This window comes from Dietzia sp. Alg238-R159 (assembly GCF_900537145.1).
Taxonomy (GTDB): Bacteria; Actinomycetota; Actinomycetes; order Mycobacteriales; family Mycobacteriaceae; genus Dietzia; species Dietzia kunjamensis.
Window position 1 is genome coordinate 559,377 of sequence record NZ_UNRI01000001.1, and the last position, 20,842, is coordinate 580,218.

The following is a 20,842-nucleotide window of genomic DNA, read 5'->3' on the forward strand; positions in this document are numbered from 1 at the left end:
CCCGACCGCGCGACAGTGGCCGAGCCCCCGGGGACCTTTCCGGGGGCCCGGTGACGCGGGGGAGGACCGAACCTCTACCTAGCAAGTGCTTGGTTGGTATCCTCGGGTTATGACCAGCACGACCAGACGTGAGGAGCTCCTGTCGATCGCGGCAGGGCTCTTCGCCGAACGCGGCCTGCGTGCGACCACCGTCCGCGACATCGCCGACGCCGCGGGCATCCTCTCGGGGAGCCTCTACCACCACTTCTCGTCCAAAGAGGCGATCGTCGACGAGATCCTCCGCGGGTTCCTCGACGCACTCTTCGGCGAATACCGTCGGATCGTGGAGGCCGGCCTCGGCCCGCGGGAGACCCTGGAACAGCTGGTCCGCGCCTCGTTCGAGGCCATCCACCGCAACCGCGACGAGGTCGCCATCTACCAGGACGAACTCAAGCACCTGCGCGGCAACCCGCGATTCGACTACCTCCGTGAGCGCAACACCGAGTTCCGCGAGATGTGGACCGACGTGCTCACCCGGGGGATGGAGTCCGGCGACTTCCGCGGTGACCTCGACGTGCGTCTCACCTACCGCTTCCTGCGCGACACGGTGTGGGTCGCCGTGCGGTGGTACCGGCCCGACGACGAGAACGATCACGCGGCCATCGCGGACCAATACCTCAACATCGTGCTCGACGGCCTGGCCGTCGGCTGACCTTCCCACCCCTTCCCGAGGAGACACATGACCAGCGTGACCGGCCGCGAGGCCTACGTTATCGACGCCGTCCGCACGCCCGTCGGCAAGCGCGGCGGCAGCCTGTCCGGACAGCATCCGGCCGACCTGGGCGCGCACGTCATCAAGGCGGTCGTCGAACGCACCGGTATCGACCCGGAGGTCGTCGACGACGTCATCTTCGGCTGCGTCGACACCATCGGCCCCCAGGCCGGCAACATCGCTCGCTCCGCCTGGCTCGCCGCCGGGATGCCCCTGGGCGTCCCGGGCACCACCGTGGACCGCCAGTGCGGGTCCAGCCAGCAGGCCATCCACTTCGGCGCACAGGCCATCTGGTCCGGCACCCAGGACGTGATCCTGTTCGGCGGGGTGCAGAACATGAGCGCACTGCCCATCTCGTCGGCCATGCTCGCCGGGCGCGAGTACGGATTCGACGACCCGTTCACCGGTTCCACCGGCTGGGTCGAGCGCTTCGGCTCGCAGGAGATCTCGCAGTTCAACGGCGCCCAGATGATGGCCGACAAGTGGGACATCTCCCGCCGGGAGATGGAGGAGTGGGCACTGCAGTCCCACGCCCGCGCCCGCGCCGCGATCGCCGAGGGGCGGTTCGCCGGCGAGTACGTCCCGATGGCCGGCCTCGAGGCCGATGAGACCACGCGCGAGACCACCCTCGAGAAGATGGCTTCGCTGCCCGTGCTGGCCGAGGGCGGCTCACTCACCGCCGCTGTCGCCTCGCAGATCTGTGACGGCGCCTCCGCCGGGCTGCTCGCCTCCGCCGAGGCCGTCGAGAAGTACGGACTGACGCCGCGCGCCCGCATCCACCACCTCACCGTCCGCGGTGACGACCCGGTGATGATGCTCTCCGCGCCCATCCCGGCGACCAAGCACGCGCTGGCCAAGACCGGCCTGACGATCGACGACATCGACGTGGTGGAGATCAACGAGGCCTTCGCCCCCGTCGTCCTGGCGTGGATCAAGGAGACCGGCGCGGATCCGGCACGCGTCAACCCCAACGGTGGCGGCATCGCGCTGGGCCACCCGCTCGGCGCCACGGGGGCCAAACTGTTCGCGACCCTGCTGAACGAGCTCGAGCGCACCGGCGGCCGCTACGGCCTGCAGACCATGTGTGAGGGCGGCGGCACCGCCAACGTCACGATCATCGAGCGCCTGGACGCCTGACGGCGACGACCCCCGAACGACGGGACGGGCCCCGCACCAGCCGGTGCGGGGCCCGTCCCATGCGCCGGCGGGCCGACGCGGTGAGGGGTCAGTTGGCGGCGTCGGTCTCGCCGAGCGCGGAGGACAGGACGGCCAGGTCGAGTTCGCCCTCGGCCTCGCCGCCGAGCGCGGACGAGAGGGTGTCGAGGCCGAGGCCGCCACCGGCCTCGCCGTCGGCCTCCCCGAGCATCGCGGACGCAGTGCCGAGCAGGTCACCCTCGCTGCCGGTGGCGACACTGCCCATAACGGCCTCGACCGGATCGCCGACGAGGAGGAACGGGTTGACCCCGGGCGCGTCATCGGACGAGCAGTAGGTGACCAGCGCGTAGACGTTGGAGTCGACGGTGGCGGACACGGTGGCCGAGTTCACGCCGATGTCGGCGAAGGTCCCCAGCAGAACGGCCGGGGAGCCGTTGGCCTTGAGGAGTTCCACTCCGGGGGCCTCACTGATGTTCTGCAGAGTGGCCAGGAGATTCGTGTCGGTGGCGGTCGCGAGCTGACCCGCGAGGGTGGCGGCCGTCGAGGTCGGCGCGAGAAGCGCACCGCAGGCGTCTCCGTCGATGAAGCCCCCGTCCAGCGTAAAGGTCACCGAGACCGTGTTGCCGTCGACAGACGAGTCGGCGGTGGTCGCGGCCGCGACGCCTGCGCCGGCGATGGTCAGTGCGGTGGCCGCGCCGAGGGCGGCGGCGGTACGGAGAGCAGTACGGGACATGAGGGGTTCCTCCGGAGGGGATGGGACGGGCCGAGCCCGCCTGATATGTGAACTGTCTAAGGATAAGCCAAGAGTTCGCCACACGTGGGGATTATCGATGACGAACGCCCCCACCTGTTGTGAACACAGGTGGGGGCGTCCGTCCGGTGGTGTCTCAGCCGAGTTCGCGGAGCGCGTCCAGGCGTTCGTGAGCCTGGGTCATGATCCGTTGGATCAGTTCGTCACAGCTCGGCAGGTCGTCGATCATGCCCACGACCTGTCCGGAGGCCAGGACTCCGGCCTCGGTGTTGCCCTCGACCAGCCCGGCCTTGAGCAGCATCGGGGTGTTGGCGGCCATGACGATCTGCTGCCACGTCCGGTCGGACGCCTTCCTCATGTTGAGGCCGTCCTTGGCGAGCTGCTGCCACTTCATCCCGGTCATGGACTTGAACTTATTGGCGTTCTGGACGGCGGCGGCCATGCCCTTGAGGGGGCTGCCCGATTCGAGGGCGTTGACCAGGCCGGTGCGCAGGACGCGGTGCGGCATCCCGTCGACACGGGTGGAGACGACGGTGTCCTGGAGCCCACGCTCGAGGTACTGCTTCTTCACGGCGTCGGGCACCTGCGAGTCGCTGGTGAGCAGGAAGCGGGTGCCCATCGCGACGCCGGCGGCGCCGTAGGACAGTGCCGCGACCAGTCCGCGGCCGTCGAAGAAACCGCCGCCGGCGACCACGGGGATCGAGGTGTTGCCGGCGCCGCCGAGGGCGTCGATGACGCTGGGGAGGAGCAGGGTGGTGGCGACCTGGCCGGTATGTCCACCGCCCTCACCGCCCTGGACGATCACCGCGTCGGCGCCCCAGGAGGCGACCTTGACGGCGTGCTTGGCCGCGCCGATGGAGGGGACGACGACGAGGCCGTTCTCCTTCAGCCGGGCGATCAGCTCCGGCTTGGGCGCGAGGGCGAACGACGCGACCTTCACCCCGTGGCGGATCATCAGCTCGCACCGCTCGGCGGCGTCCTCGGCGTCGGCCCGGAGGTTGACGCCGAAGGGCTTGGAAGTGAGCTTCTTGGTCCGCACGATGGCGTCCTCGAGCTCGGCGTAGGTCATGGTGGCCGAGGCGATGATCCCCAGTCCGCCGGCGTTGGCCGTGGCCGCGGTCAGCTCGGGTCCGGAGACCCAGCCCATGCCCGTCTGGACGATCGGGTACTCGACACCGACGAGCTCGGTGAAGGCCGTGGACAGTGTCGGCGCGTTCATGCGGCCGGCACCTCGCGGTCGCGGAACCCGCGCGGGTCCAGCACCTCGCGGATGATGCGCAGCTCCTCGTCCGAGGGGGCGCGGGTGACCGCGGCGTCGGCCAGGCCCTCGATCTCGAAGCCCGTGTTCTCGGCGACCTCGTCGGCCGTGACGCCGGGGTGCAGGCTGACCGCACGCATGCTGCGGTCGGCGCCGCCGAAGTCGAACACGCCCAGGTTGGAGACCACCCGGTGGATGTGGTGGTAACGGAAGGCGGGGTCACCCTCGGTGTAGCGGTCGTAACCGACGCCGCAGACGACGTCGACCTTCGCCGCGAAGACCCGGGAGGAGTGCTTGCCCACCCAATAGCTGGTGGCGTGGTTGATCGAGTTGCCGGGCGCCCCGCGCAGGCCGAACATCTGGCGGGTGGGCTTCTGCACGTCGTCACCGAACGCGGAGAGGTTCTGGTTGCCGAAGCGGTCGATCTGGTTGGCGCCCATCACCACGTGGCGGGTGCCGGCCTGCAGGACGTCGAACACGCGGGGGAACGGGATGTACCCCTCGAAGTCGATGGTTTTGCCCAGCGGCGGGGTCTGGCCGAGGAATCGGTACTCGCCGTCGGTGATGAGCAGGTCCGGCTCGGTCGTGAGCCGGGCCAGACGCGCGCCGATGGTGGCCATCGGGGTCATGGGGGAGGCGAAGATCTCACCGGCGCCGGCGAAGATCTCCGCGCAGGCGACAGCGCAGTATTCGGCCCTGCTGATGGACTGAGTGGTGGCGGACTCGGTGGTGACGTCGGACATCACTTGGCTCCCTTCTGGGCGGCCTTCTCGGCAGCGGTCTTCTCCGCGAACGCGGTGACGGCCTTCTGGTAGTCCTCCTCGGACCCGGACAGGAACTCGTCGACGAACGCCTTCCACGACGTCTCATCCTTCGCGGACGTGGCGTAGTGCTTCTGGAACGCCTCGTCGCGGCCGTAGCCACCCGCGAACGTGAAGTGGGCGCCGTTCGGGGCCTCGGAGACGGTGTCGACGAACATGCGGCTGAGCAGCATGCGCTGCGGGCCGACCTCGTTCATCAGGGCGTCCGCGGAATCGACGATCTCGTCGGTCTCGAGCAGGACGGTGTCCGCGGCCATGGCGTAGAGATCGTCGAAGTACCCGTCGGCGCCGGTGAACGCGGCGTTGCCGTGTTTGTCCGCCTTGTCCAGGTGGATCAGCGCGGCATCCATGCGCAGGGCGGGCATCGCGACCAGGGTCTCGGTCTTGCCGTCGACCTGGTACGGCGAGTCGACGGTCTTGAGTTCGTCGCCCCAGAACCGGAAGACGTCCGAACCGAGGCCTGCGCGGGTCGGCAGGAACGGCAGGCGCTGCGCGGCGGCGGTGAGGCCCGCGCGAACCATGCCCTCGTCCATCTCGCGGGAGATGATCGAACCCTCGGTGCGGCGCGCTGCGAACCAGGGGTCGTAGAACGGGGCCGAGTCCAGGGTGACGAAGCCGTAGTAGGCCTTGGAGACCTTGCCGGCCGAGCACAGCAGGCCGAGGTCCGGGCCGCCGTAGGTGATGACGGTGAGGTCGGTGAGGTCCTCGCGGCGCAGGATCGCGCGGACCAGCGCCATCGGCTTGCGTCGGGAACCCCAGCCGCCGATGCCGATCGTCATGCCGCTGGAGAGGCGCGAGACGGCCTCGTCCAGGCTCGTGCGCTTGTCGCGCGGGGTGGGGGTGCTGCTCACTTGTTCTCGCCCGTCCTCTCGGATCGCTTGTCTCGTTTGTCCAAGTTCTGGCCCGTCTTGACGAACTCGTCGCGGTGCTCGTCGGCCACGCCGGCGAGGTTGAGTTCGAACGTGAAACCCTGCTCCATGCGATACGAGGACTTCACGTCGACCGGGTCGATGTGGTTGATGGCTTCCTTGGCCGCCCGGATGACCCGCGTGTCCTTGGCCGCGATGGTCTCCGCGAGGTCGCGTGCCGCGGCGTCCAGCTGGTCGCGGGGGACCACGTTGTAGACGGTGCCCCACGAGTGGAGCTGCTGCGCCGTGACGTTGCGCGACGTGAAATACAGGGTGCGCATCATGTGCGGGGGGACCATCCGGGCCAGGTGCGTGGCGGCGCCGAGCGCCCCCCTGTCCACCTCGGGCAGGCCGAACACCGCATCGTCGGAGGCGACGATGCAGTCGGCGTTGCCCACCAGTCCGATCCCGCCGCCCACGCAGAACCCGTTCACCGCGGCGATCACGGGGACCGCGCACTCGTAGACGGCGTTGAACGCGACGTAGCAGCCGCGGTTGGCGGCCAGCAGGTGGTCGAACCCCTCGAAGTCCTGCATCTCCTTGATGTCGACGCCCGCGTTGAATCCCCGGCCCTCGGCCCGGAGGATCACGACGTGGACGTCGGGGTCGCGGCCCGCGGCGAGGATCTGCTCCCCGAGTTCGAACCATCCCGCGGACGGGATGGCGTTGACAGGTGGGTAGTCGACCGTGACGGTGGCTATCCCGTCTGCGCCCTTGTCGACGTTGATGCCCATGGAGCTCCTTCCCACGCCACTGCCGTCCGGGACGGCACAGTGACTAACCAAACGCTTGCTTGGTAGGCTAGCACGCATGACGAACATCGATCTGGGTCTGGCGGGGAAGGTCGTCCTCGTCACGGGGGGCGTACGCGGCGTGGGCGCCGGCATCAGCACGGTCTTCCGGGAGGCCGGCGCGGTGGTCGTCACCTGCGCGCGCCGGCCCGCCGATGAAGGCTCCGACGTGGCCGACCTGGAGTTCCACTCCGTCGATCTCCGCGACGCCGAGGCGGTGCGCGCGATGATCGACGGCATCGTCGCCGACCACGGGCGGCTCGACGTGGTGGTGAACAACGCCGGGGGCGCACCGTTCGCCCTGGCGGCGGAGGCCAGCGCCAACTTCCACGCCAAGATCGTCGCCCTCAACCTGCTGTCGGCGTTGACCGTGGCGCAGGAGGCCAACCGGGTCATGCAGCCGACCGGTGGGGCGATCATCAACATCTCGTCCGTCTCCGGGCACCGGCCCTCGCCCGGCACCGCGTCGTACGGCGCCGCAAAGGCGGGCGTCGACTCGCTCACGCAGTCACTCGCGGTGGAGTGGGCGCCCGCGGTCCGGATCAACTCCGTGGTGGTGGGCCCGGTCAAAACCGAGCTGGCCGAGATGCACTACGGGGACTCCGACGGCGTGGCGGCCGTCGACGCGACGATCCCGATGGGCCGGATGGCGGACCCGCGGGACGTCGGCCAGGCCGCAGCATTCCTGGCCTCGCCCCTGGCCGCGTACATCACCGGGGCCGAGTTGCTGGTCCACGGCGGCGGCGAGAAGCCCGCGTTCCTCTCGGCGTCCACCGCCGACAACAAGCACTGACCACCCACGAACAAGGAGAACAACCATGGGAATCTGCGACGGACGCGTCGTCATCGTCACCGGCGCCGGCCGCGGGATCGGCCGCGAACACGCGCTGGCCTTCGCCGCCGAGGGCGCCAAGGTCGTGGTCAACGACCTCGGGGCGGGCCTGGACGGATCGAACGTCGGGGAGTCCCCGGCCGAGCAGGTCGTCGCGGAGATCAAGGCCGCCGGCGGCGACGCCGTGGTCAACGGGAACGACATCTCCTCGTGGGAGGGGGCCCGCGAGCTCGTCCAGCAGGCCATCGACACCTTCGGTGGACTCGACGTCCTGGTGAACAATGCCGGCTTCCTGCGCGACAAGATGCTCGTCGGTATGGGGGAGCAGGACTGGGACAACGTGATCAACGTCCACCTCAAGGGCCACTTCGCCCCGCTGCGGCACGCCGCCGAGTACTGGCGCGCCGAGTCCAAGGCCGGTCGCCCGCGCCAGGCCCGGGTCATCAACACCTCGTCCGGCGCCGGACTGTTCGGATCGGTAGGACAGGGCAACTACGCCACGGCCAAGGCCGGCATCGCGCTGCTGACCATCCAGACCGCCGCCGAGATGAAGGGCTACGGGGTCACCGCCAACGCAATCGCTCCGGCCGCGCGGACCCGCATGACCACCTCCGCGGGGGAGGGAATGGCCTCGCAGATGGCCGCGCCCGAGGACGGGTCCTTCGATGCCATGGACCCGGCCAACATCTCGCCGCTGGTCGTGTGGCTGGGCTCCGAGGAGTCGGCGCAGGTGACCGGCCGCGTGTTCGAGGTCGAGGGCGGCAAGGTCACCGTCTGCGACGGGTGGCAGCGTGCCGCGTCCGAGGACAAGGGTGCCAAGTGGGATCCCGCCGAGCTGGGGTCGGTCGTGCCCCGTCTGCTCGACGAGTCGCCCACCCCGGTGCCGGTCTACGGCGCTCGCTGACTCCGCCACGACAACAAGGAACCCCGCACCGTGATGGTGCGGGGTTCCTCGTTTCGCGAGCCGGTTGGGGCAGGCGAGGTCAGGCGCCGGGCTCCGGGCACTGCTGCGCGTCGACGGAACCGAGGCCGGCCAACTGGTCGACCTGGGCCTGCGGGAGGTCGCAGACGGTCGGCAGCGGCGGTAGGCCGGGCAGCGGCGGGAGAGCGAGAGTCCCGTTCGCGGCGGCCGTCGCGACCATGGCGCCACCTCCGGCGGACGCGCCCAGGGCGAGGACCGGGAGCAGGCTCCCCGTGCCGCTCTCGCCGAGGCTGGCGAAGCTCTCGAGGGAGGCGAGTGCGCCCATCTCCGAACCCAGGTTGGTCGAGAAGGTGCCCTGCATGGAGCCGTTCTCGAGAGACCCGGTGAGCGCGGTGAGCGAGCCGTTGACCTCGGTGAGTTCACCGAACGAACCGGTGATGACCTCGGCGCTGCCACCGGTCGATCCCGTGATCAGATCGGAGCTCTGACCCGTCGATCCGCCGTTGCCCGAGAGGGATCCGGAGGTCTCCGAGATGGAACCGGACAGCGCCGGGAGGATGCCGCCCTCGGCGATCGAGCCGATGATCGGGTCGGCGGAGTTGCTCTCCACCGACCCGGCGAGCTGGTTGGCGGACCCGTTGTTCAGCGAGCCGGCGATGCCCTCACCGACGAGCTCCGCAGAGCCGCCGATGCCCTCGGTCGAACCGTCCGGGAAGTTGGCGGACAGCGGGGGCAGTTCCGCGGAGCCTCCGAGGAGGTTGAGTTCGGTGGACAGCGGCGACATGCCGGTGGAACCCATGCCGTCGGAACCGGTCAGAGGCTCGAGGTCGGACGAACCGAACTCGGCGGAGCCGCCGAGCAGGTTGGTGGACAGCGGGGCCATCTCCTCAGAGCCCACGAGCGGCGCGAGGTCGGACGAACCGAATTCCGCCGAGCCGCCGAGCAGGTTGGTCGACAGTGGTGCCATATCGGTGGAGCCGGCCTCGGTGGACTGGAAGTCCGCGGAGCCGCCGAGCAGGTTGGTGGACAGCGGCGGGAGTTCGGACGACGCGGGCAGCGCCGCGGAACCGCCGAGGAGATCGGAGGACAGCGGAACGGTCCCGAGTGACCCGGTCAGGGTCTCGGGGAGGGCCGCGGAGCCGCCGAGGGGTTCGGAGCTGAGTTCGGGTAGCTCGGATGAGTCGAAGGTCGCCGAGCCTCCGAGCGGTTCCGAGCTGAGTTCGGGTAGCTCGGACGAGTCGAACGTCGACGATCCACCGAGTGGCTCGGAGCTGAGAGCGGGGAAGTCGCTCGATCCCGGAGGGGTCGAAGAGCCTTCGAGCGGGTTCAGGCCGGACGATCCGCCGGCGAGGTCACCGGCGGAGCCGGTGAACGGGTCGAGCAGGTCGCCGATGATCCCCAGGTCGGGGAGGGCGCTCTGGGCGTTGGCGATACCGGTCGCGCCGGAGATGGCGAGCGCCGCGGTGGCAGCGACGGCTGCGGCCCTGGTTGATTTGTTCACGGAAGGTCCTCTCGGGTCATTGCGGTTTCCTGGGAACCGTGTCGACCACGAGGTCGCCGGCCACACCATTTCACTTCGATGAGAATCCTCTAAGAAAGCGCTGGTGTCAACGCCCTTCTCAGAAGATGTTAATGAAGTGACCAGAGTGGCGAAAATGTTATTCTCCCACGTGAGAACGCCGCAGTGTGAAGCCGCAGGAGCGGGTCACCGGCGCCGTGCGAACCAGAGAAGAGACACTCCATCGAAGAATCAGCTGAGGCCGGGACTCCCGGTCGGGAGCCCCGGCCTCGGCCGGTCGCGGTGGTCAGTCCCGCGGTTCGCAGATGATGACCGGGATAACCCGGCTGGTGTTGGCCTGGTAGTCGGCGAAGTCCGCGTAGCGCTCGACGAGCCTGGGCCACAACTCGGCGCGCTCGGACGGGGTCGCCTCCCTCGCCGTCATCGCGCGACGACGGCGACCCACCTGGACGGTGACGTTCGGGTCGGCCAGCACGTTGTAGTACCACTGGGGATGCTTGGGGAGGCCGCCCTGTGAAGCGACGAGCAGGACCCGGTCCCCGTCTGGGAGGTGGAGCAGCGGCACCGTCCGCGGCTCGCCGGACTTGCGGCCGGTCGTCGTCACGAGGCACACGGGCACCGGGGCCCGCAGTGCGGAACCCACTCGCCAGGAGCCGCCGATCCGCCCGCCGGACACCCGGTACGCCCACGTGTTGACCCGCGACATCACCTTGATGACGCCCACGACCCACGGCGCGCCCCGCCGCGGGTCGTCGACGCCGGTCTCGGGTGTGGGGCCGGGACCGGCTCCGCTCACCGGTTACCGGCCATCGGTGCACGGACGATCAGGTGCTTGCCGGGGAAGAACGCGGCGAGTTCGCGGCGGCTCTCCTTGAGCGACCGGAGCCCGAAGCCCTTCTTGCGCTCCTCGGGGCGGATCCAGATGGCCACATCGACGTCGCCGTTGTCGATCTGCTCACCGAAGACGAGCCCGATGGGCGCGTCACGGTCGGTGTCGACCGCTACGAACCACATCGCCGACTCGGCCTCGATACGGTCCAGACCGTTCCGCAACTCCTGCTCGGTCTTCTCCCGGTCCCAGGTCCCGCCGGTCGCGGACGTCTCATCGGACGAGCGTGCGTGATAGAGGGACGTGTGCTCCTCGGACTCGGTGAAGGGCCGGAGGGTGAAGCCCTGTCCGGCCCCTCCGGCCGGCCCTCCGGAGGGGGAGCCGGCGAACGCCTCGAGTGGGGCCCGCAGGACCTCGCCCGCCTCGTCGGGGGACACCGATAGCAGGCTCGCGATGGCGCGGACCGCGTCCTCGGGGCCGTCGGCCGACGACACGGCGGCGAAGACCTCCCGCCGGCGGTTCGCGGCCGTCTCGATGGCGTTGCTCATGTCAGATCCTCTCGATGATGCTCGCCGAGGCCTGGGCGCCTCCCGCGCACATCGTGATGAGGGCGCGTTCGCCGTCCGTGCGCTCGAGCTCGTGCAGGGCGGTGGTGATGAGCCGCGACCCGGTGCTGCCGACGGGGTGGCCGATCGCGATGGCCCCTCCGTTGACGTTGACCTTGTCCATGTCGGGCCCGTGCACCTGCGCCCAGCTTAGGAGCACGGAGGCGAACGCCTCGTTGCATTCGAAGAGATCGAAGTCCGAGATCGACATGCCGGAGCGGTCGAGTACCCGCTGGGTGGCCTGGACGGGGCCGTCGAGGTGGTACTCGGGCTCGCCGCCCACGAGTGCCTGGTGGAGGATCCGTGCCCGCGGCTTCAGTCCGTGCGCACGGGCGACGTCCTCATCCATGAGCAGGACGGCGGCCGAGCCGTCGGACATCTGACTGGAGGTGCCGGCGGTGTGCAGTCCGCCCTCCATGACGGGCTTGAGGGACGCCAGCGCCTCGGCGGTGGTGTCGCGCAGCCCCTGGTCGCGGGTGACCGTCACCGTCTCGCCGGTGTAGGTGCCGTCCTTGAGGCGCTCGGGGGCGTCGACGGCGAAGGTCTCGCGATCGAAGCGGCACTCCTCCCACGCGCGCTTCGCGTTGGCCTGGGACCGGACACCCAGTTCCTCGAGGTCGGAGCGGCTCAACCCGCGGCGCTTCGCGATCCGGTCGGCCGCGGTGAACTGGTCGGGCAGGTCGACGTCCCAGTCGTCCGGGCGCGGCATCCCGTTGGAGCCGTCGCCGACGGCGGCGCGCAGCGCGATCCAGCTCATCGACTCGACGCCGCACGCGATCCCGACGTCCATCGCCCCCGCGTGGATGAGGTTGGCGATGAAGTGATTGGCCTGCTGCGCGGACGAGCACTGGCAGTCGATGGTCGTGCACGCCGTCTGCCACGGCAGTCCCGACGCGAGCCAGGCGCCGCGGGTGACGTTGTTCCCCTGGGCGCCGGCCTGGGTGACGCACCCTCCGACGACCTGCTCGACGAGCGCGGCGTCGATCCCGGCGCGCCGGATGACCTCCTTCTGCGAGGCCCCCAGCAGGTGCGCGGGGTGCAGGCCCGACAGTGCGCCGCGAGCCTTTCCGATCGGGGTCCGGACGGCCTCGACGATGACGGGATTTCCCATGGATGCGCTCCTTTGGAAGCAAGGTTAGAACGAGTTCTAGTTTACGTCACCCGGCGGGGGATTCCGAGTTCGCGGTGCGGGGGGCGACCGGGCGCTCCGGGCGATCAGGAACGACGACCCAGAAGTGAACGTGTTCCAGTATGGTGCCTATAACGTGTTCTAGATTACATTGCGGGGTGAGGGCAGAGATGTCCCGGCGCCGTTCGAGCACGAGACGCAATCAGACGTGGTCAAGGAGTGCCAGTGCAGCCAGTCACCATTCCCGAGGGGTTCGATTTCACGGATCCGGAGCTCTACGAGAAGCGCCTACCGCATCCCGAGTGGGCCCACCTCCGCCGGACCGAGCCGATCTGGTGGTGCGCCAAGGACCCCGGGGTCGACGGTTTCGACGACGACGGCTACTGGGTCGTCACCAAGCACGAGGACGTCAAGGAGATCTCGCGCCGGACCAACGAGGTCTTCTCCACCTTCGAGAACACCGCCATCCCGCGCTTCGCCCCCGGCACCGAGCGGGAGATCGTCGAGCTCACCCGCCTGCTGTTCATCAACCAGGACGGCGAGGAGCACAAGAAGTACCGGCGGATCATCTCGAAGGGGTTCACCCCGCGCAACATCGAGAAGATGCGCGAGCACCTCGCCGAGAAGGCCAAGAACATCGTCGAGACCGCGGCGGCGAAGGGCAGCGGCGACTTCATCGTCGACGTCGCCTCCGAGCTCCCGCTCCAGGCGATCGCCGAGCTCATCGGCATCCCGCTGGAGGACCGTCACCAGATCTTCGAGTGGTCCAACCAGATGACCAGCTACGACGTCCCCGGCAAGGTCGAGGAGTCGCAGATGGCCAACGCCATGGTGCTCTCCTACGCCCAGGAGCTGGCCACCAAGCGCGAGACCGACCCCCGTGACGACCTGGTCACCAAGCTCATCCAGGCCGATGTCGACGGCGAGAAGCTCACCTCCGACGAGTTCGGCTGGTTCGTGGTCCTGCTCGCGGTGGCGGGCAACGAGACCACCCGCAACGCCACGACCCACGGGATGATCGCGTTCCTCGAGAACCCCGACCAGTGGGAGCTGTTCAAGCGCGAGCGCCCGGCGACCGCCTACGACGAGATCCTGCGGTGGGCCTCCCCGATCACCTCGTTCCAGCGCACCGCCACCGAGGATGTGGAGATCGGCGGGGTGACCATGAAGAAGGGTGACCGTGCCGCGATCATGTACGGCTCGGCGAACTTCGACGAGGACGTCTTCTCCGATCCGTTCACGTTCGACATCACCCGCGACCCGAACCCGCACCTGACGTTCGGCGGTAACGGCCCGCACTACTGCATCGGCGCCAACCTGGCCAAGCTGCAGATCGAGCTGATCTTCAACGCGATCGCCGATCACATGCCGGACATCACCTCGCTGGGGGACTCGACGCGTCTGCGTTCGGGCTGGCTCAACGCCATCCAGGACTGGAAGGTCGACTTCAAATGCCCGGTCATGCACTGACCTGACACAGCGAGCAGCCAGACCCGGCCCCCGGCCGGTCAGCCCCGGTCCCGCCTGTTCCGCAGGCCGGGCCGGGGCTCTCGTCTCGGGGGAGGGGTGACCTTGTCGTCGTCGGCGTCGTCGTCCGACCTCGCACACACCCCGAACCGATCCCGTCGGCCCCATCGAACAGGCAAGGTGATCACCATGATCGACCACCGCACCGTCGACCGTGACGGCGTCCGACTGCACTACGTGGTCGCCGACCCCGACCCCCGGTCCGCCACGGCGCCGACCGGCGACGGCCCCGGGACCGTGGTCCTCCTGCACGGTTTCCCGCACTTCTGGTTCACGTGGCACCGCCTGATCCCCGACCTGACCGCGGCGGGTTGGCGGGTCATCGCCCCCGATCTGCGCGGGATGGGTGGGTCGGACGCGCCCACGGACGTCGCGGCGTACGCCCCGCGCGAGGTCGTCGACGACGTGGTGGCCGTCTGCGATGCCGAGGACGCGGGCCGGGTGGTACTGGTGGGCTTCGACTTCGGCGCCGGCGTCGCCTACGACACGTGCCACCTCGAACCCGGGCGGGTCCGCGCGGTGATCGGGATGGAGAACCCGTTCATGAGCACCGCCGGGTCGGTCCCGCCCCTGGAGGGGTCGGCGATGATGGCGCGGAAGCACTTCCTCCACCTGCACTACTTCGCGCAGCCCGGTGTGGCCGAGGCCGACCTGGCGGGGCGCGAGCGTGAATTCCTCACCCGCGTCTTCTGGGCATTGTCGGCGGATTATCACTACCTCGACGTGTGGCAGCATCCGCCCGGCTCCACCTATCTCGACGCGCTGCCCGAGGCGCCACCGCTGCCGTGGCCGTGGCTGTCGGTCGAGGAGATGGACACCTACGAGGAGGAGTACGCGCGCACCGGGTTCGCGGGGCCACTGCAGTGGTACCGGGCGATGGACGTCAGCTGGAACGCGCGACAGGAGTTCGAGCGGCAGACCAATCCCGTGCCCTTCTATTTCCTCTATTCCGAGCACGACCCGGACCTCGAGGGCTTCCACGGCCGCGACCCGTTGACCAAGCTCGACCGCTACCACGACGACGTGCGGATGGTCCGCGCGATCACGGCGCCGGCGGGACACCTCATGCACCTCGAGGCCACGCAGGACACGCACCGGGAGATCCTCGCCTGCCTGGACGACGTCGCTGCGCACCTGCCCGCCTGAGGGGCATCACGCGCCGAAGCGCCCCGTGCAACTAGGGCGTGAGGCCGTACTTCTCGCCGAAGCGGGCGATCGACTCGATCTTCTGCTCGGCCGTGCAGTCGTACCCGTGGCCCTCGATCAGCCACGGCATGACGATGATGTCGGTGACGCCGGCCTCCGCCAGCTCGGCGAAGCCCTTCGAGCCGTAGCGGTCCAGGCACACCACCTGGATGGCGAATCGCTTGCCGTCGCCGCGATCGGCCAGCGAGCGCCCCTGCTCCTCGAGCAGCTCGCCCAGGCGGGTCACGGTGGCGCCGATGTCGTCGAACCCCATCATCGCGCTGGTCCAGCCCTGGCCGACGCGGGCGGCGCGCTTGAGCGCGATCTCGGTGTGGCCACCCACGTAGAAGGGGACCTGCTCGGACGGCGCCGGGGTGAAAATGAGCTCGTCGAAGTCGAAGTGGTCGCCGTGGAACTCCATCCACTGGCCGCGCAGACCCTCACGCAGTATGGCCAGCGACTCGTCGGTGCGTTTGCCGCGGCCCTTGAACGGCGCGCCGCACCATTCGAACTCGTTGGGGTCCCAGCCGATGCCCACGCCGAGGTCCAGCCGGTTGCCGGTGAGCAACGCGACCGAACCCACCTGCCGGGTGAGCAGCAGGGGGTTGCGCGGGCCCACCTTGAGCACCTGCGGGCAGAAGCGGATCCGGGAGGTCGCGCCACCCATCGCGGCGCAGGCGATGAGCGGCTCCACCCATTCGGTGTTCTCGTCCCACATCCGGGAGCCGTCCGGCGTGTACGGGTAGTCCTTGTCCTGACGCCGCGGGTGGAACAGCGAGTCGGGCAGGACAATCCGGTCGATGCCCGCGGCCTCGGCGCCGCGTGCGATGTCGAGGTACTGGTCGACGGGGGAGAAGGAGACGGGGACGGAGAACTCGACGTCCGCTACGCGTGCCATGTCAGGCGTCCTTCGTGACGGCACCGGTGATGGCCGCCCGGTCGTCGTCGGTCAGCGGACGCAGTCCTGAGACCATGGCCACGTCCTGTTCCCAGAAGGCACGAAGGTTCACGAGCCGGCCTTGGGCGTCGACGCGGTAGTCCACGGCGATGTCGATCTCCATGATGCTGGTGCCCATGTGGGTGCGCATGGTGCCGACGCAGAGGAGTTCGTCGCCCGCGGCGATCCCGCGGTCGAACCGGAACTCGATGTGATCCGGGGTGGCCACGGCCTTCTCCCAGAATTCCAGGAGCCGCTGGGTGCCGGTGTGGCCGATGCCCTCGGCGTCGAACATCGACGGTCCCACGGGATCCTCGATGGTGCCCTCGGGATTCCAGCCGGCGATCCACGCGTCGCGATCGCCGGCGTTGGTCGCGGCCCACGAGCGGCGCGCGGCGGTGTAGGCGGGACTCGCCAGCGCTGCGTCGCTCATCTCGAGCGGGCGGTACTGCCCGTTGGCGTCCAGATAGGGGTTGCTCATGAGTGACGCTCCGGACGGTCGGTCCCCACGACCCACATGGAGAAGTACTGGGACCCGCCGCCGTAGGCGTGGCCCAGGGCCTTGCGCGCGCCGGGGATCTGGTGCTCGTCCGCCCGGTTCATCACCTGGCGGGCGGCCTCGGCGAAGCGGAGCATGCCGGACGCGCCGATGGGATTCGAGCACAGCACGCCGCCGGACGGGTTGACCGGCAGGGAGCCGTCGCGCGCGGTGGCGCCGGACTCGGTCATGCGCCACCCCTCGCCCTCCGCGCAGAAACCGAGGCTCTCCAACCACATGGGCTCGAACCAGGAGAACGGCACGTAGATCTCGGCCGCGTCGATCTCCTCGGCCGGGTTGGTTATCCCGGCCTCGGCCCACAGGGCGGCGGCGGCGTCGCGGCTGGCTTGGGGGTTGGCGTAGTCGCGACCGGCGAAGGTTCCCGGCTCAGTACGCAGCGCGGTGGCGTGGACCCACGCGACCTGTCGGCCGGCGGACTCCACCGCCTCGGCCGCCTCGGCGTCGCCGATGACGATCGCGCACGCGCCGTCGGAGGAGGGGCAGGTCTCGTCGAACCGGATGGGGTCCCAGAGCATCTGTCCCTGGAGCACCTTGTCCACGGAGATGTCGGGCTGCTTGAGGTGGGCGTGCGGGTTGACCGAGCCGTTGAGGCGGTCCTTCACCGCGACCATCGCGCCCACGTGCTCGGGGGCTCCGGTCTTGCGGATGTAGGAGCGCACGTGGGGGGCGAAGTAGCCGCCCGCGCCGGCCCCGACGGGTGCGGTGAACGGGACCGGCAGGCTGAGCGCCCACATGGCGTTGGATTCGGACTGCTTCTCCCACGCCACGGCGAGGACCCGGCGGTAGCGGCCGGACTGGACGTGGGACGCGGCGACGACAGCGGTCGAGCCGCCGACGGACCCGGCCGTGTGGACGCGCAGCAGCGGTTTGCCGACGGCGCCGAGAGCGTCGGCCATCATCAGTTCGGGCATCATGACGCCCTCGAAAAGGTCGGGGGCCTTGCCGACGATCACGGCGTCGATGTCGTCCCAGCCGACCCCGGCGTCGATCATGGCGGCATCGATGGCCTCGCGGCAGAGCCCGGCCATGGAGACGTCGGTGCGGCGGGCGACGTGGTGGGTCTGGCCGGTCCCGAGGACGGCGGCGGGCAGACCGGAGCCGTGGGTTCCGGATGCGGGAGCGCTCATGCGGTGCGTCCTTCCAGGAGGCAGATGAGGTTCTGCTGCAGCAGGTGGCCACTGGTGGCGTGGGCGAGCGCGCGCTCGGAGCGGCCCTCCCAGATGCTGTGAGCGGCGTAGCCGATGCGCTCGAGCCCCGCGGAGAACAGCGGGTCGGCGAGCAGCGAGCCGCCGGACGGGGTGACGGCGACGTCGTCGGAGATGCCCAGCGCACCGCGCAGGAGGAGCTCCTGGTGGGTGTATTGGGTGTGGAGCTCGGCCACCGAGACACCGCCGAGGTCGGGGCGGTTCCCGGACGAACCGGTCGCGCGGACGGCGGCGGCGCGTGCGGACGGGGAGTCTGTCAGGTCGCGGGCGCCGAACTCCGCGGAGTCGGCGATGTGCTCCATCCCGGTGATGTACGCCGGGGTGTCGACCAGCTCACGGGCCCGGTCGGCGGAGGCGAGGATGATGGCGCCGGCGCCATCGGTGACGGGAGGGCAGTCGTGCTGACGCAGCGGGTCGGCCACGTACGGCTCGGCGAGAAGGTCCGTCTCGTCGCGGCCGGTGGCGCGGGCGGCGACGGCGGCCATCTCGGCCTCGGACCACCGGCCGGCGTCGATGCCGGCGCGGGCCTGCAGGGCGGCGACGTGGTGCCGGCCGGGCCACAGCGGGGCGACGGTGTAGGGGTCGAGTTGCAGCGCCAGGGCGGTGTCGAGGTCGGTGCTGGCCGAGGCCTTGCCGAACCCGTAGACGAGGGCCGTGTCGGCCTGGCCGGAGGCGATCTTGAGGTAGGCCTCGAAGAACGCCCATGCGGCGTCCATCTCGATGTGCGACTCGGAGATCGGGGGGACCGCGCCGATGGAGTCGACGGCGGAGATGAACGAGAAGGCGCGGCCGGCCAGGTAGTCGGACGAGCCGGAGCACCAGAAGTCGATGTCGGTGCGGTCCAGTCCGGTCTGCCGGTAGCACTCGGCGAAGACGGGGGCGAGCATCTCGACACCGTTGGTGGTGCCGAAGGTGGACTCGGTGTGGCGGGCGTGGGCGAATCCGACGACGGCCACGTCCCGGGGAGCGTTGGGGGTCACGGGTGGTGTCCTCTACAGGTGATCGGCATAGGTGTCGGGATCGGCGTCGGGATCGCCGGTGGGCTCGAAGTGGGCGATGGCCTTCATCGAGGCGGGCCGTTCGGACTCGGGCGTCCACACAGCGCGCACGCGCATCCCCATCCGCACCTCGGACGCCTCGCAGCCCAGCACCAGGTGCTGGATGGGGACGTCGGAGCCGTCGAGCAGGATGTAGGCGGTGACGTACGGGGGCTTGATCTCCTGGCCGGCGAACGGCACGTTGACGATGCCGAACGTGGTCACCGTGCCGATGTCGGAGACCTCCACGTACTCGCCCATGGCCACGCCGTCGGACGGGCAGTAGTCACGCGGGGGCACGTAGACCTCGGGGCCGTTGGAGCGGCGCCGCCCCAGCACCTTGCCCTGCACGATCGCGCGCAGGTACTCGCTCTCGGCGGGTCCGGCCGTGTGGGTGACCGACAGTCCGATCGGCGTCACCACGATGGTGACGGGCTCGGACTCGGACCGCGGGACCTCGTCGTCGTCGCCTCCGGTGTCACCCGGCGCGTCGGCGGGGACCACGCACGCGATGTCGTGGATGGTGCCGGTGCGCTCGGCGGCCCACCGCAGGCGGACACGCATCCCGGTGCTCACCGCGTCGGGGCCGTCGGCGGCCAGCGGCAGGAGCATGGCGGTGTCCGCGCCGTCGAACCGCACGAGCGCCCACGCGAACGGGGTGTCGAGCGGGTTGACCTCGGTGGGAGCGGGAACCCAGGTCCATGCGACGACGAGGCCCTCGATCGCGGAACCGGATCCCACTTCCACGGATTCCGTGAGGGCCCGGCGTGTGTGGGGGTCGAACTCGACCGGCGGCAGGTGCACGGTGCCGCGGGAATCGCGGTTACCGACCAGGCGTCGCTCGCGTAGGCCGGTGAAGAACGCTCCCAGCACGGGGCCGGTCGACCGTGTGTAGTCGAACGACGGGGCCAGGGACGCCGAGAGCACGGGCTCGTCCGGTGGGGTGATATCGACAACGATCTCTCTGGATGTCACGCGCACAAGTAGAACACGTTCCACCGGCCGGTGTGTGAGTTTCCCCGACACGCTGATCCGGGTCGCCGCCCCCGCCGCGGAGAGGTGTGGGTCACACTGGTGTCCATGAAATTCGCGTTGCAGCTCGGATACTGGGGCGCCCAGCCGCCCACCAACCATGCCGACCTCGTGGTGGCGGCGGACAGGGCGGGCTTCGACACCGTCTTCACCGCCGAGGCCTGGGGTTCGGACGCCTTCACGCCGCTGGCCTGGTACGGCTCGCTCACCGAGCGCATCCGGCTGTCGACGGCCGTCGTGCAGCTCTCCGCGCGGACGCCCACGGCCACCGCCATGAGCACCATGACCCTCGATCACCTGTCGGGCGGACGCTTCGCTCTGGGGCTGGGTGTGTCCGGGCCGCAGGTGGTGGAGGGGTGGTACGGCCAGCCGTTCGCCAAGCCGCTGGCGCGGACCCGCGAGTACATCGACATCATCCGCCAGGTCCTGCGCCGCGAGGCGCCCGTCACCTCAGACGGCCCCGCGTACGCCCTGCCCTATCAGGGCGACGACGCCTCCGGATTCGGCAAGCCGCTCAAGCCGATCCTGCATCCACTGCGCGAGGACGTGCCGATCTGGCTGGGCGCCGAGGGGCCCAAGAACGTGGCCCTGGCCGCAGAGATCGCCGACGGCTGGCTGGGCTTCCTGGCCTCGCCGCGCACCGCCCACGAGTTCAACGCGTGGCTCGACGAGGGGTTCGCCCGACCCGGGGCGCGCCGCACCCGCGAGGACTTCGAGGTGGCTTTCCTGTGCCAGCTCCACGTGACGGACGACCGCCGCGGCGTCCTCGACGCGTACAAGCCGTTCACCGCCCTGTACGCGGGCGGCATGGGCGCCGAGGAGAAGAACTTCCACGCCGAGGCGTTCCGTCGCATGGGCTTCGGCGACGACGTGGACCGCATCACCGAACTGTTTCGCTCCGGCCGCAAGGACGAGGCCACCGCCGCGGTCCCGGACGAGATGGTCGAGGCCACCGCGATCATCGGTGATGCCGACTCGGTGCGGTCGCAGATCGCCGAGTGGGAGGCCGCGGGCATCACCATGCTCGTGGTGACCGCCCGGTCGGTCGAGGAGATCGAGACGATCGCGCAGTTCATCGACTGACGTGGG

The 20,842-nt window shown here is 69.8% G+C and carries 21 protein-coding genes; 7 read left to right on the plus strand and 14 right to left on the minus strand.

Annotated features, from left to right (window positions below; all coding sequences use genetic code 11):
• Positions 1-109: 109 nt before the first annotated feature.
• Both G6R20_RS02565 and G6R20_RS02570 read left to right on the plus strand, forming a co-directional pair.
• Positions 110-691 (plus strand): TetR/AcrR family transcriptional regulator, encoded by a 582-nt coding sequence (locus G6R20_RS02565; protein ID WP_163375484.1) that lies wholly within the window; start codon positions 110-112, stop codon positions 689-691.
• A 27-nt stretch (positions 692-718) separates the two neighbouring features.
• Positions 719-1,888, plus strand: coding sequence for an acetyl-CoA C-acetyltransferase (locus G6R20_RS02570; RefSeq protein WP_096906037.1), 1,170 nt, complete (start codon positions 719-721; stop codon positions 1,886-1,888).
• Positions 1,889-1,976: 88 nt separating this feature from the next.
• Here the strand turns inward: G6R20_RS02570 and G6R20_RS02575 are convergent, their stop codons facing one another.
• The 5 genes from G6R20_RS02575 to G6R20_RS02595 all read right to left on the minus strand — a co-directional run bounded on the left by G6R20_RS02575 (position 1,977) and on the right by G6R20_RS02595 (position 6,378).
• Positions 1,977-2,639: a hypothetical protein gene (locus G6R20_RS02575; protein WP_163375485.1), complete on the minus strand. Its 663-nt coding sequence runs from the start codon at positions 2,637-2,639 to the stop codon at positions 1,977-1,979.
• A gap of 154 nt (positions 2,640-2,793) precedes the next feature.
• Positions 2,794-3,876 carry a nitronate monooxygenase gene (locus tag G6R20_RS02580; protein WP_067711823.1) on the minus strand — a complete coding sequence of 361 codons (1,083 nt, stop codon included), beginning with the start codon at positions 3,874-3,876 and terminating at the stop codon, positions 2,794-2,796.
• Positions 3,873-4,658, minus strand: a complete 786-nt coding sequence (locus G6R20_RS02585; RefSeq protein ID WP_163375486.1) for a CoA-transferase — start codon at positions 4,656-4,658, stop codon at positions 3,873-3,875. Before G6R20_RS02585 ends, G6R20_RS02580 begins: the two co-directional genes overlap by 4 nt.
• Positions 4,658-5,587: a CoA transferase subunit A gene (locus G6R20_RS02590; protein WP_163375487.1), complete on the minus strand. Its 930-nt coding sequence runs from the start codon at positions 5,585-5,587 to the stop codon at positions 4,658-4,660. The genes G6R20_RS02585 and G6R20_RS02590 overlap by 1 nt, the downstream gene beginning before the upstream one ends.
• A complete protein-coding gene (locus G6R20_RS02595) occupies positions 5,584-6,378 on the minus strand; it encodes an enoyl-CoA hydratase family protein (protein WP_109148489.1) in 795 nt (264 codons plus the stop codon). The genes G6R20_RS02590 and G6R20_RS02595 overlap by 4 nt, the downstream gene beginning before the upstream one ends.
• Before the next feature lie 76 nt (positions 6,379-6,454).
• On the opposite strand from G6R20_RS02595, the gene G6R20_RS02600 reads away from it, so the two are divergent.
• Together G6R20_RS02600 and G6R20_RS02605 are read left to right on the plus strand one after the other, a co-directional pair.
• Positions 6,455-7,228, plus strand: coding sequence for an SDR family oxidoreductase (locus G6R20_RS02600; RefSeq protein WP_163375488.1), 774 nt, complete (start codon positions 6,455-6,457; stop codon positions 7,226-7,228).
• A 25-nt stretch (positions 7,229-7,253) separates the two neighbouring features.
• Positions 7,254-8,171: an SDR family oxidoreductase gene (locus tag G6R20_RS02605; protein WP_120284548.1), complete on the plus strand. Its 918-nt coding sequence runs from the start codon at positions 7,254-7,256 to the stop codon at positions 8,169-8,171.
• Positions 8,172-8,250: 79 nt separating this feature from the next.
• Here the strand turns inward: G6R20_RS02605 and G6R20_RS02610 are convergent, their stop codons facing one another.
• From G6R20_RS02610 to G6R20_RS02625, 4 genes are all read right to left on the minus strand, one after another.
• Positions 8,251-9,690: a hypothetical protein gene (locus G6R20_RS02610; protein ID WP_163375489.1), complete on the minus strand. Its 1,440-nt coding sequence runs from the start codon at positions 9,688-9,690 to the stop codon at positions 8,251-8,253.
• Positions 9,691-9,994: 304 nt separating this feature from the next.
• A complete protein-coding gene (locus G6R20_RS02615) occupies positions 9,995-10,432 on the minus strand; it encodes a nitroreductase family deazaflavin-dependent oxidoreductase (RefSeq protein ID WP_275898233.1) in 438 nt (145 codons plus the stop codon).
• Positions 10,433-10,500: 68 nt separating this feature from the next.
• A complete protein-coding gene (locus G6R20_RS02620) occupies positions 10,501-11,085 on the minus strand; it encodes a GNAT family N-acetyltransferase (RefSeq protein WP_096906030.1) in 585 nt (194 codons plus the stop codon).
• 1 nt (position 11,086) lies between these two features.
• Positions 11,087-12,253 (minus strand): steroid 3-ketoacyl-CoA thiolase, encoded by a 1,167-nt coding sequence (locus G6R20_RS02625; protein ID WP_163375490.1) that lies wholly within the window; start codon positions 12,251-12,253, stop codon positions 11,087-11,089.
• Positions 12,254-12,496: 243 nt separating this feature from the next.
• On the opposite strand from G6R20_RS02625, the gene G6R20_RS02630 reads away from it, so the two are divergent.
• Both G6R20_RS02630 and G6R20_RS02635 read left to right on the plus strand, forming a co-directional pair.
• Positions 12,497-13,741, plus strand: coding sequence for a cytochrome P450 (locus tag G6R20_RS02630; protein WP_096906029.1), 1,245 nt, complete (start codon positions 12,497-12,499; stop codon positions 13,739-13,741).
• Between the two features lie 186 nt (positions 13,742-13,927).
• On the plus strand, positions 13,928-14,944 hold the full coding sequence (locus G6R20_RS02635) for an alpha/beta hydrolase (RefSeq protein WP_163375491.1): 1,017 nt from the start codon (positions 13,928-13,930) through the stop codon (positions 14,942-14,944).
• Between the two features lie 31 nt (positions 14,945-14,975).
• Here the strand turns inward: G6R20_RS02635 and G6R20_RS02640 are convergent, their stop codons facing one another.
• The 5 genes from G6R20_RS02640 to G6R20_RS02660 are packed head-to-tail and all read right to left on the minus strand — an operon-like array spanning position 14,976 to position 19,696.
• Entirely contained in the window at positions 14,976-15,881 is a 906-nt protein-coding gene (locus G6R20_RS02640; RefSeq protein ID WP_163375492.1) for a TIGR03619 family F420-dependent LLM class oxidoreductase, read from the minus strand.
• A 1-nt stretch (position 15,882) separates the two neighbouring features.
• Complete coding sequence (locus tag G6R20_RS02645; RefSeq protein ID WP_163375493.1) at positions 15,883-16,401, minus strand: nuclear transport factor 2 family protein; 519 nt, start codon at positions 16,399-16,401, stop codon at positions 15,883-15,885.
• A complete protein-coding gene (locus G6R20_RS02650) occupies positions 16,398-17,606 on the minus strand; it encodes a thiolase domain-containing protein (protein ID WP_163375494.1) in 1,209 nt (402 codons plus the stop codon). Before G6R20_RS02650 ends, G6R20_RS02645 begins: the two co-directional genes overlap by 4 nt.
• Positions 17,603-18,664, minus strand: a complete 1,062-nt coding sequence (locus tag G6R20_RS02655) for a thiolase domain-containing protein (RefSeq protein ID WP_163375495.1) — start codon at positions 18,662-18,664, stop codon at positions 17,603-17,605. Before G6R20_RS02655 ends, G6R20_RS02650 begins: the two co-directional genes overlap by 4 nt.
• A gap of 12 nt (positions 18,665-18,676) precedes the next feature.
• Positions 18,677-19,696, minus strand: a complete 1,020-nt coding sequence (locus G6R20_RS02660; RefSeq protein ID WP_240341237.1) for an OB-fold nucleic acid binding domain-containing protein — start codon at positions 19,694-19,696, stop codon at positions 18,677-18,679.
• 105 nt (positions 19,697-19,801) lie between these two features.
• On the opposite strand from G6R20_RS02660, the gene G6R20_RS02665 reads away from it, so the two are divergent.
• Positions 19,802-20,836: an LLM class F420-dependent oxidoreductase gene (locus G6R20_RS02665; RefSeq protein ID WP_163375496.1), complete on the plus strand. Its 1,035-nt coding sequence runs from the start codon at positions 19,802-19,804 to the stop codon at positions 20,834-20,836.
• Positions 20,837-20,842: the final 6 nt, after the last annotated feature.

What these genes read in the sequence shown, in the direction of transcription:
- G6R20_RS02600 (WP_163375488.1), top strand. Translation starts at nt 6,455, where the DNA reads ATGACGAACATCGATCTGGGTCTGGCGGGGAAGGTCGTCCTCGTCACG.
- G6R20_RS02565 (WP_163375484.1), top strand. Translation starts at nt 110, where the DNA reads ATGACCAGCACGACCAGACGTGAGGAGCTCCTGTCGATCGCGGCAGGG.
- G6R20_RS02570 (WP_096906037.1), top strand. Translation starts at nt 719, where the DNA reads ATGACCAGCGTGACCGGCCGCGAGGCCTACGTTATCGACGCCGTCCGC.
- G6R20_RS02650 (WP_163375494.1), bottom strand. Translation starts at nt 17,606, where the DNA reads ATGAGCGCTCCCGCATCCGGAACCCACGGCTCCGGTCTGCCCGCCGCC.
- G6R20_RS02640 (WP_163375492.1), bottom strand. Translation starts at nt 15,881, where the DNA reads ATGGCACGCGTAGCGGACGTCGAGTTCTCCGTCCCCGTCTCCTTCTCC.
- G6R20_RS02580 (WP_067711823.1), bottom strand. Translation starts at nt 3,876, where the DNA reads ATGAACGCGCCGACACTGTCCACGGCCTTCACCGAGCTCGTCGGTGTC.
- G6R20_RS02585 (WP_163375486.1), bottom strand. Translation starts at nt 4,658, where the DNA reads ATGTCCGACGTCACCACCGAGTCCGCCACCACTCAGTCCATCAGCAGG.
- G6R20_RS02635 (WP_163375491.1), top strand. Translation starts at nt 13,928, where the DNA reads ATGATCGACCACCGCACCGTCGACCGTGACGGCGTCCGACTGCACTAC.
- G6R20_RS02645 (WP_163375493.1), bottom strand. Translation starts at nt 16,401, where the DNA reads ATGAGCAACCCCTATCTGGACGCCAACGGGCAGTACCGCCCGCTCGAG.
- G6R20_RS02575 (WP_163375485.1), bottom strand. Translation starts at nt 2,639, where the DNA reads ATGTCCCGTACTGCTCTCCGTACCGCCGCCGCCCTCGGCGCGGCCACC.
- G6R20_RS02665 (WP_163375496.1), top strand. Translation starts at nt 19,802, where the DNA reads ATGAAATTCGCGTTGCAGCTCGGATACTGGGGCGCCCAGCCGCCCACC.
- G6R20_RS02620 (WP_096906030.1), bottom strand. Translation starts at nt 11,085, where the DNA reads ATGAGCAACGCCATCGAGACGGCCGCGAACCGCCGGCGGGAGGTCTTC.
- G6R20_RS02595 (WP_109148489.1), bottom strand. Translation starts at nt 6,378, where the DNA reads ATGGGCATCAACGTCGACAAGGGCGCAGACGGGATAGCCACCGTCACG.
- G6R20_RS02625 (WP_163375490.1), bottom strand. Translation starts at nt 12,253, where the DNA reads ATGGGAAATCCCGTCATCGTCGAGGCCGTCCGGACCCCGATCGGAAAG.
- G6R20_RS02605 (WP_120284548.1), top strand. Translation starts at nt 7,254, where the DNA reads ATGGGAATCTGCGACGGACGCGTCGTCATCGTCACCGGCGCCGGCCGC.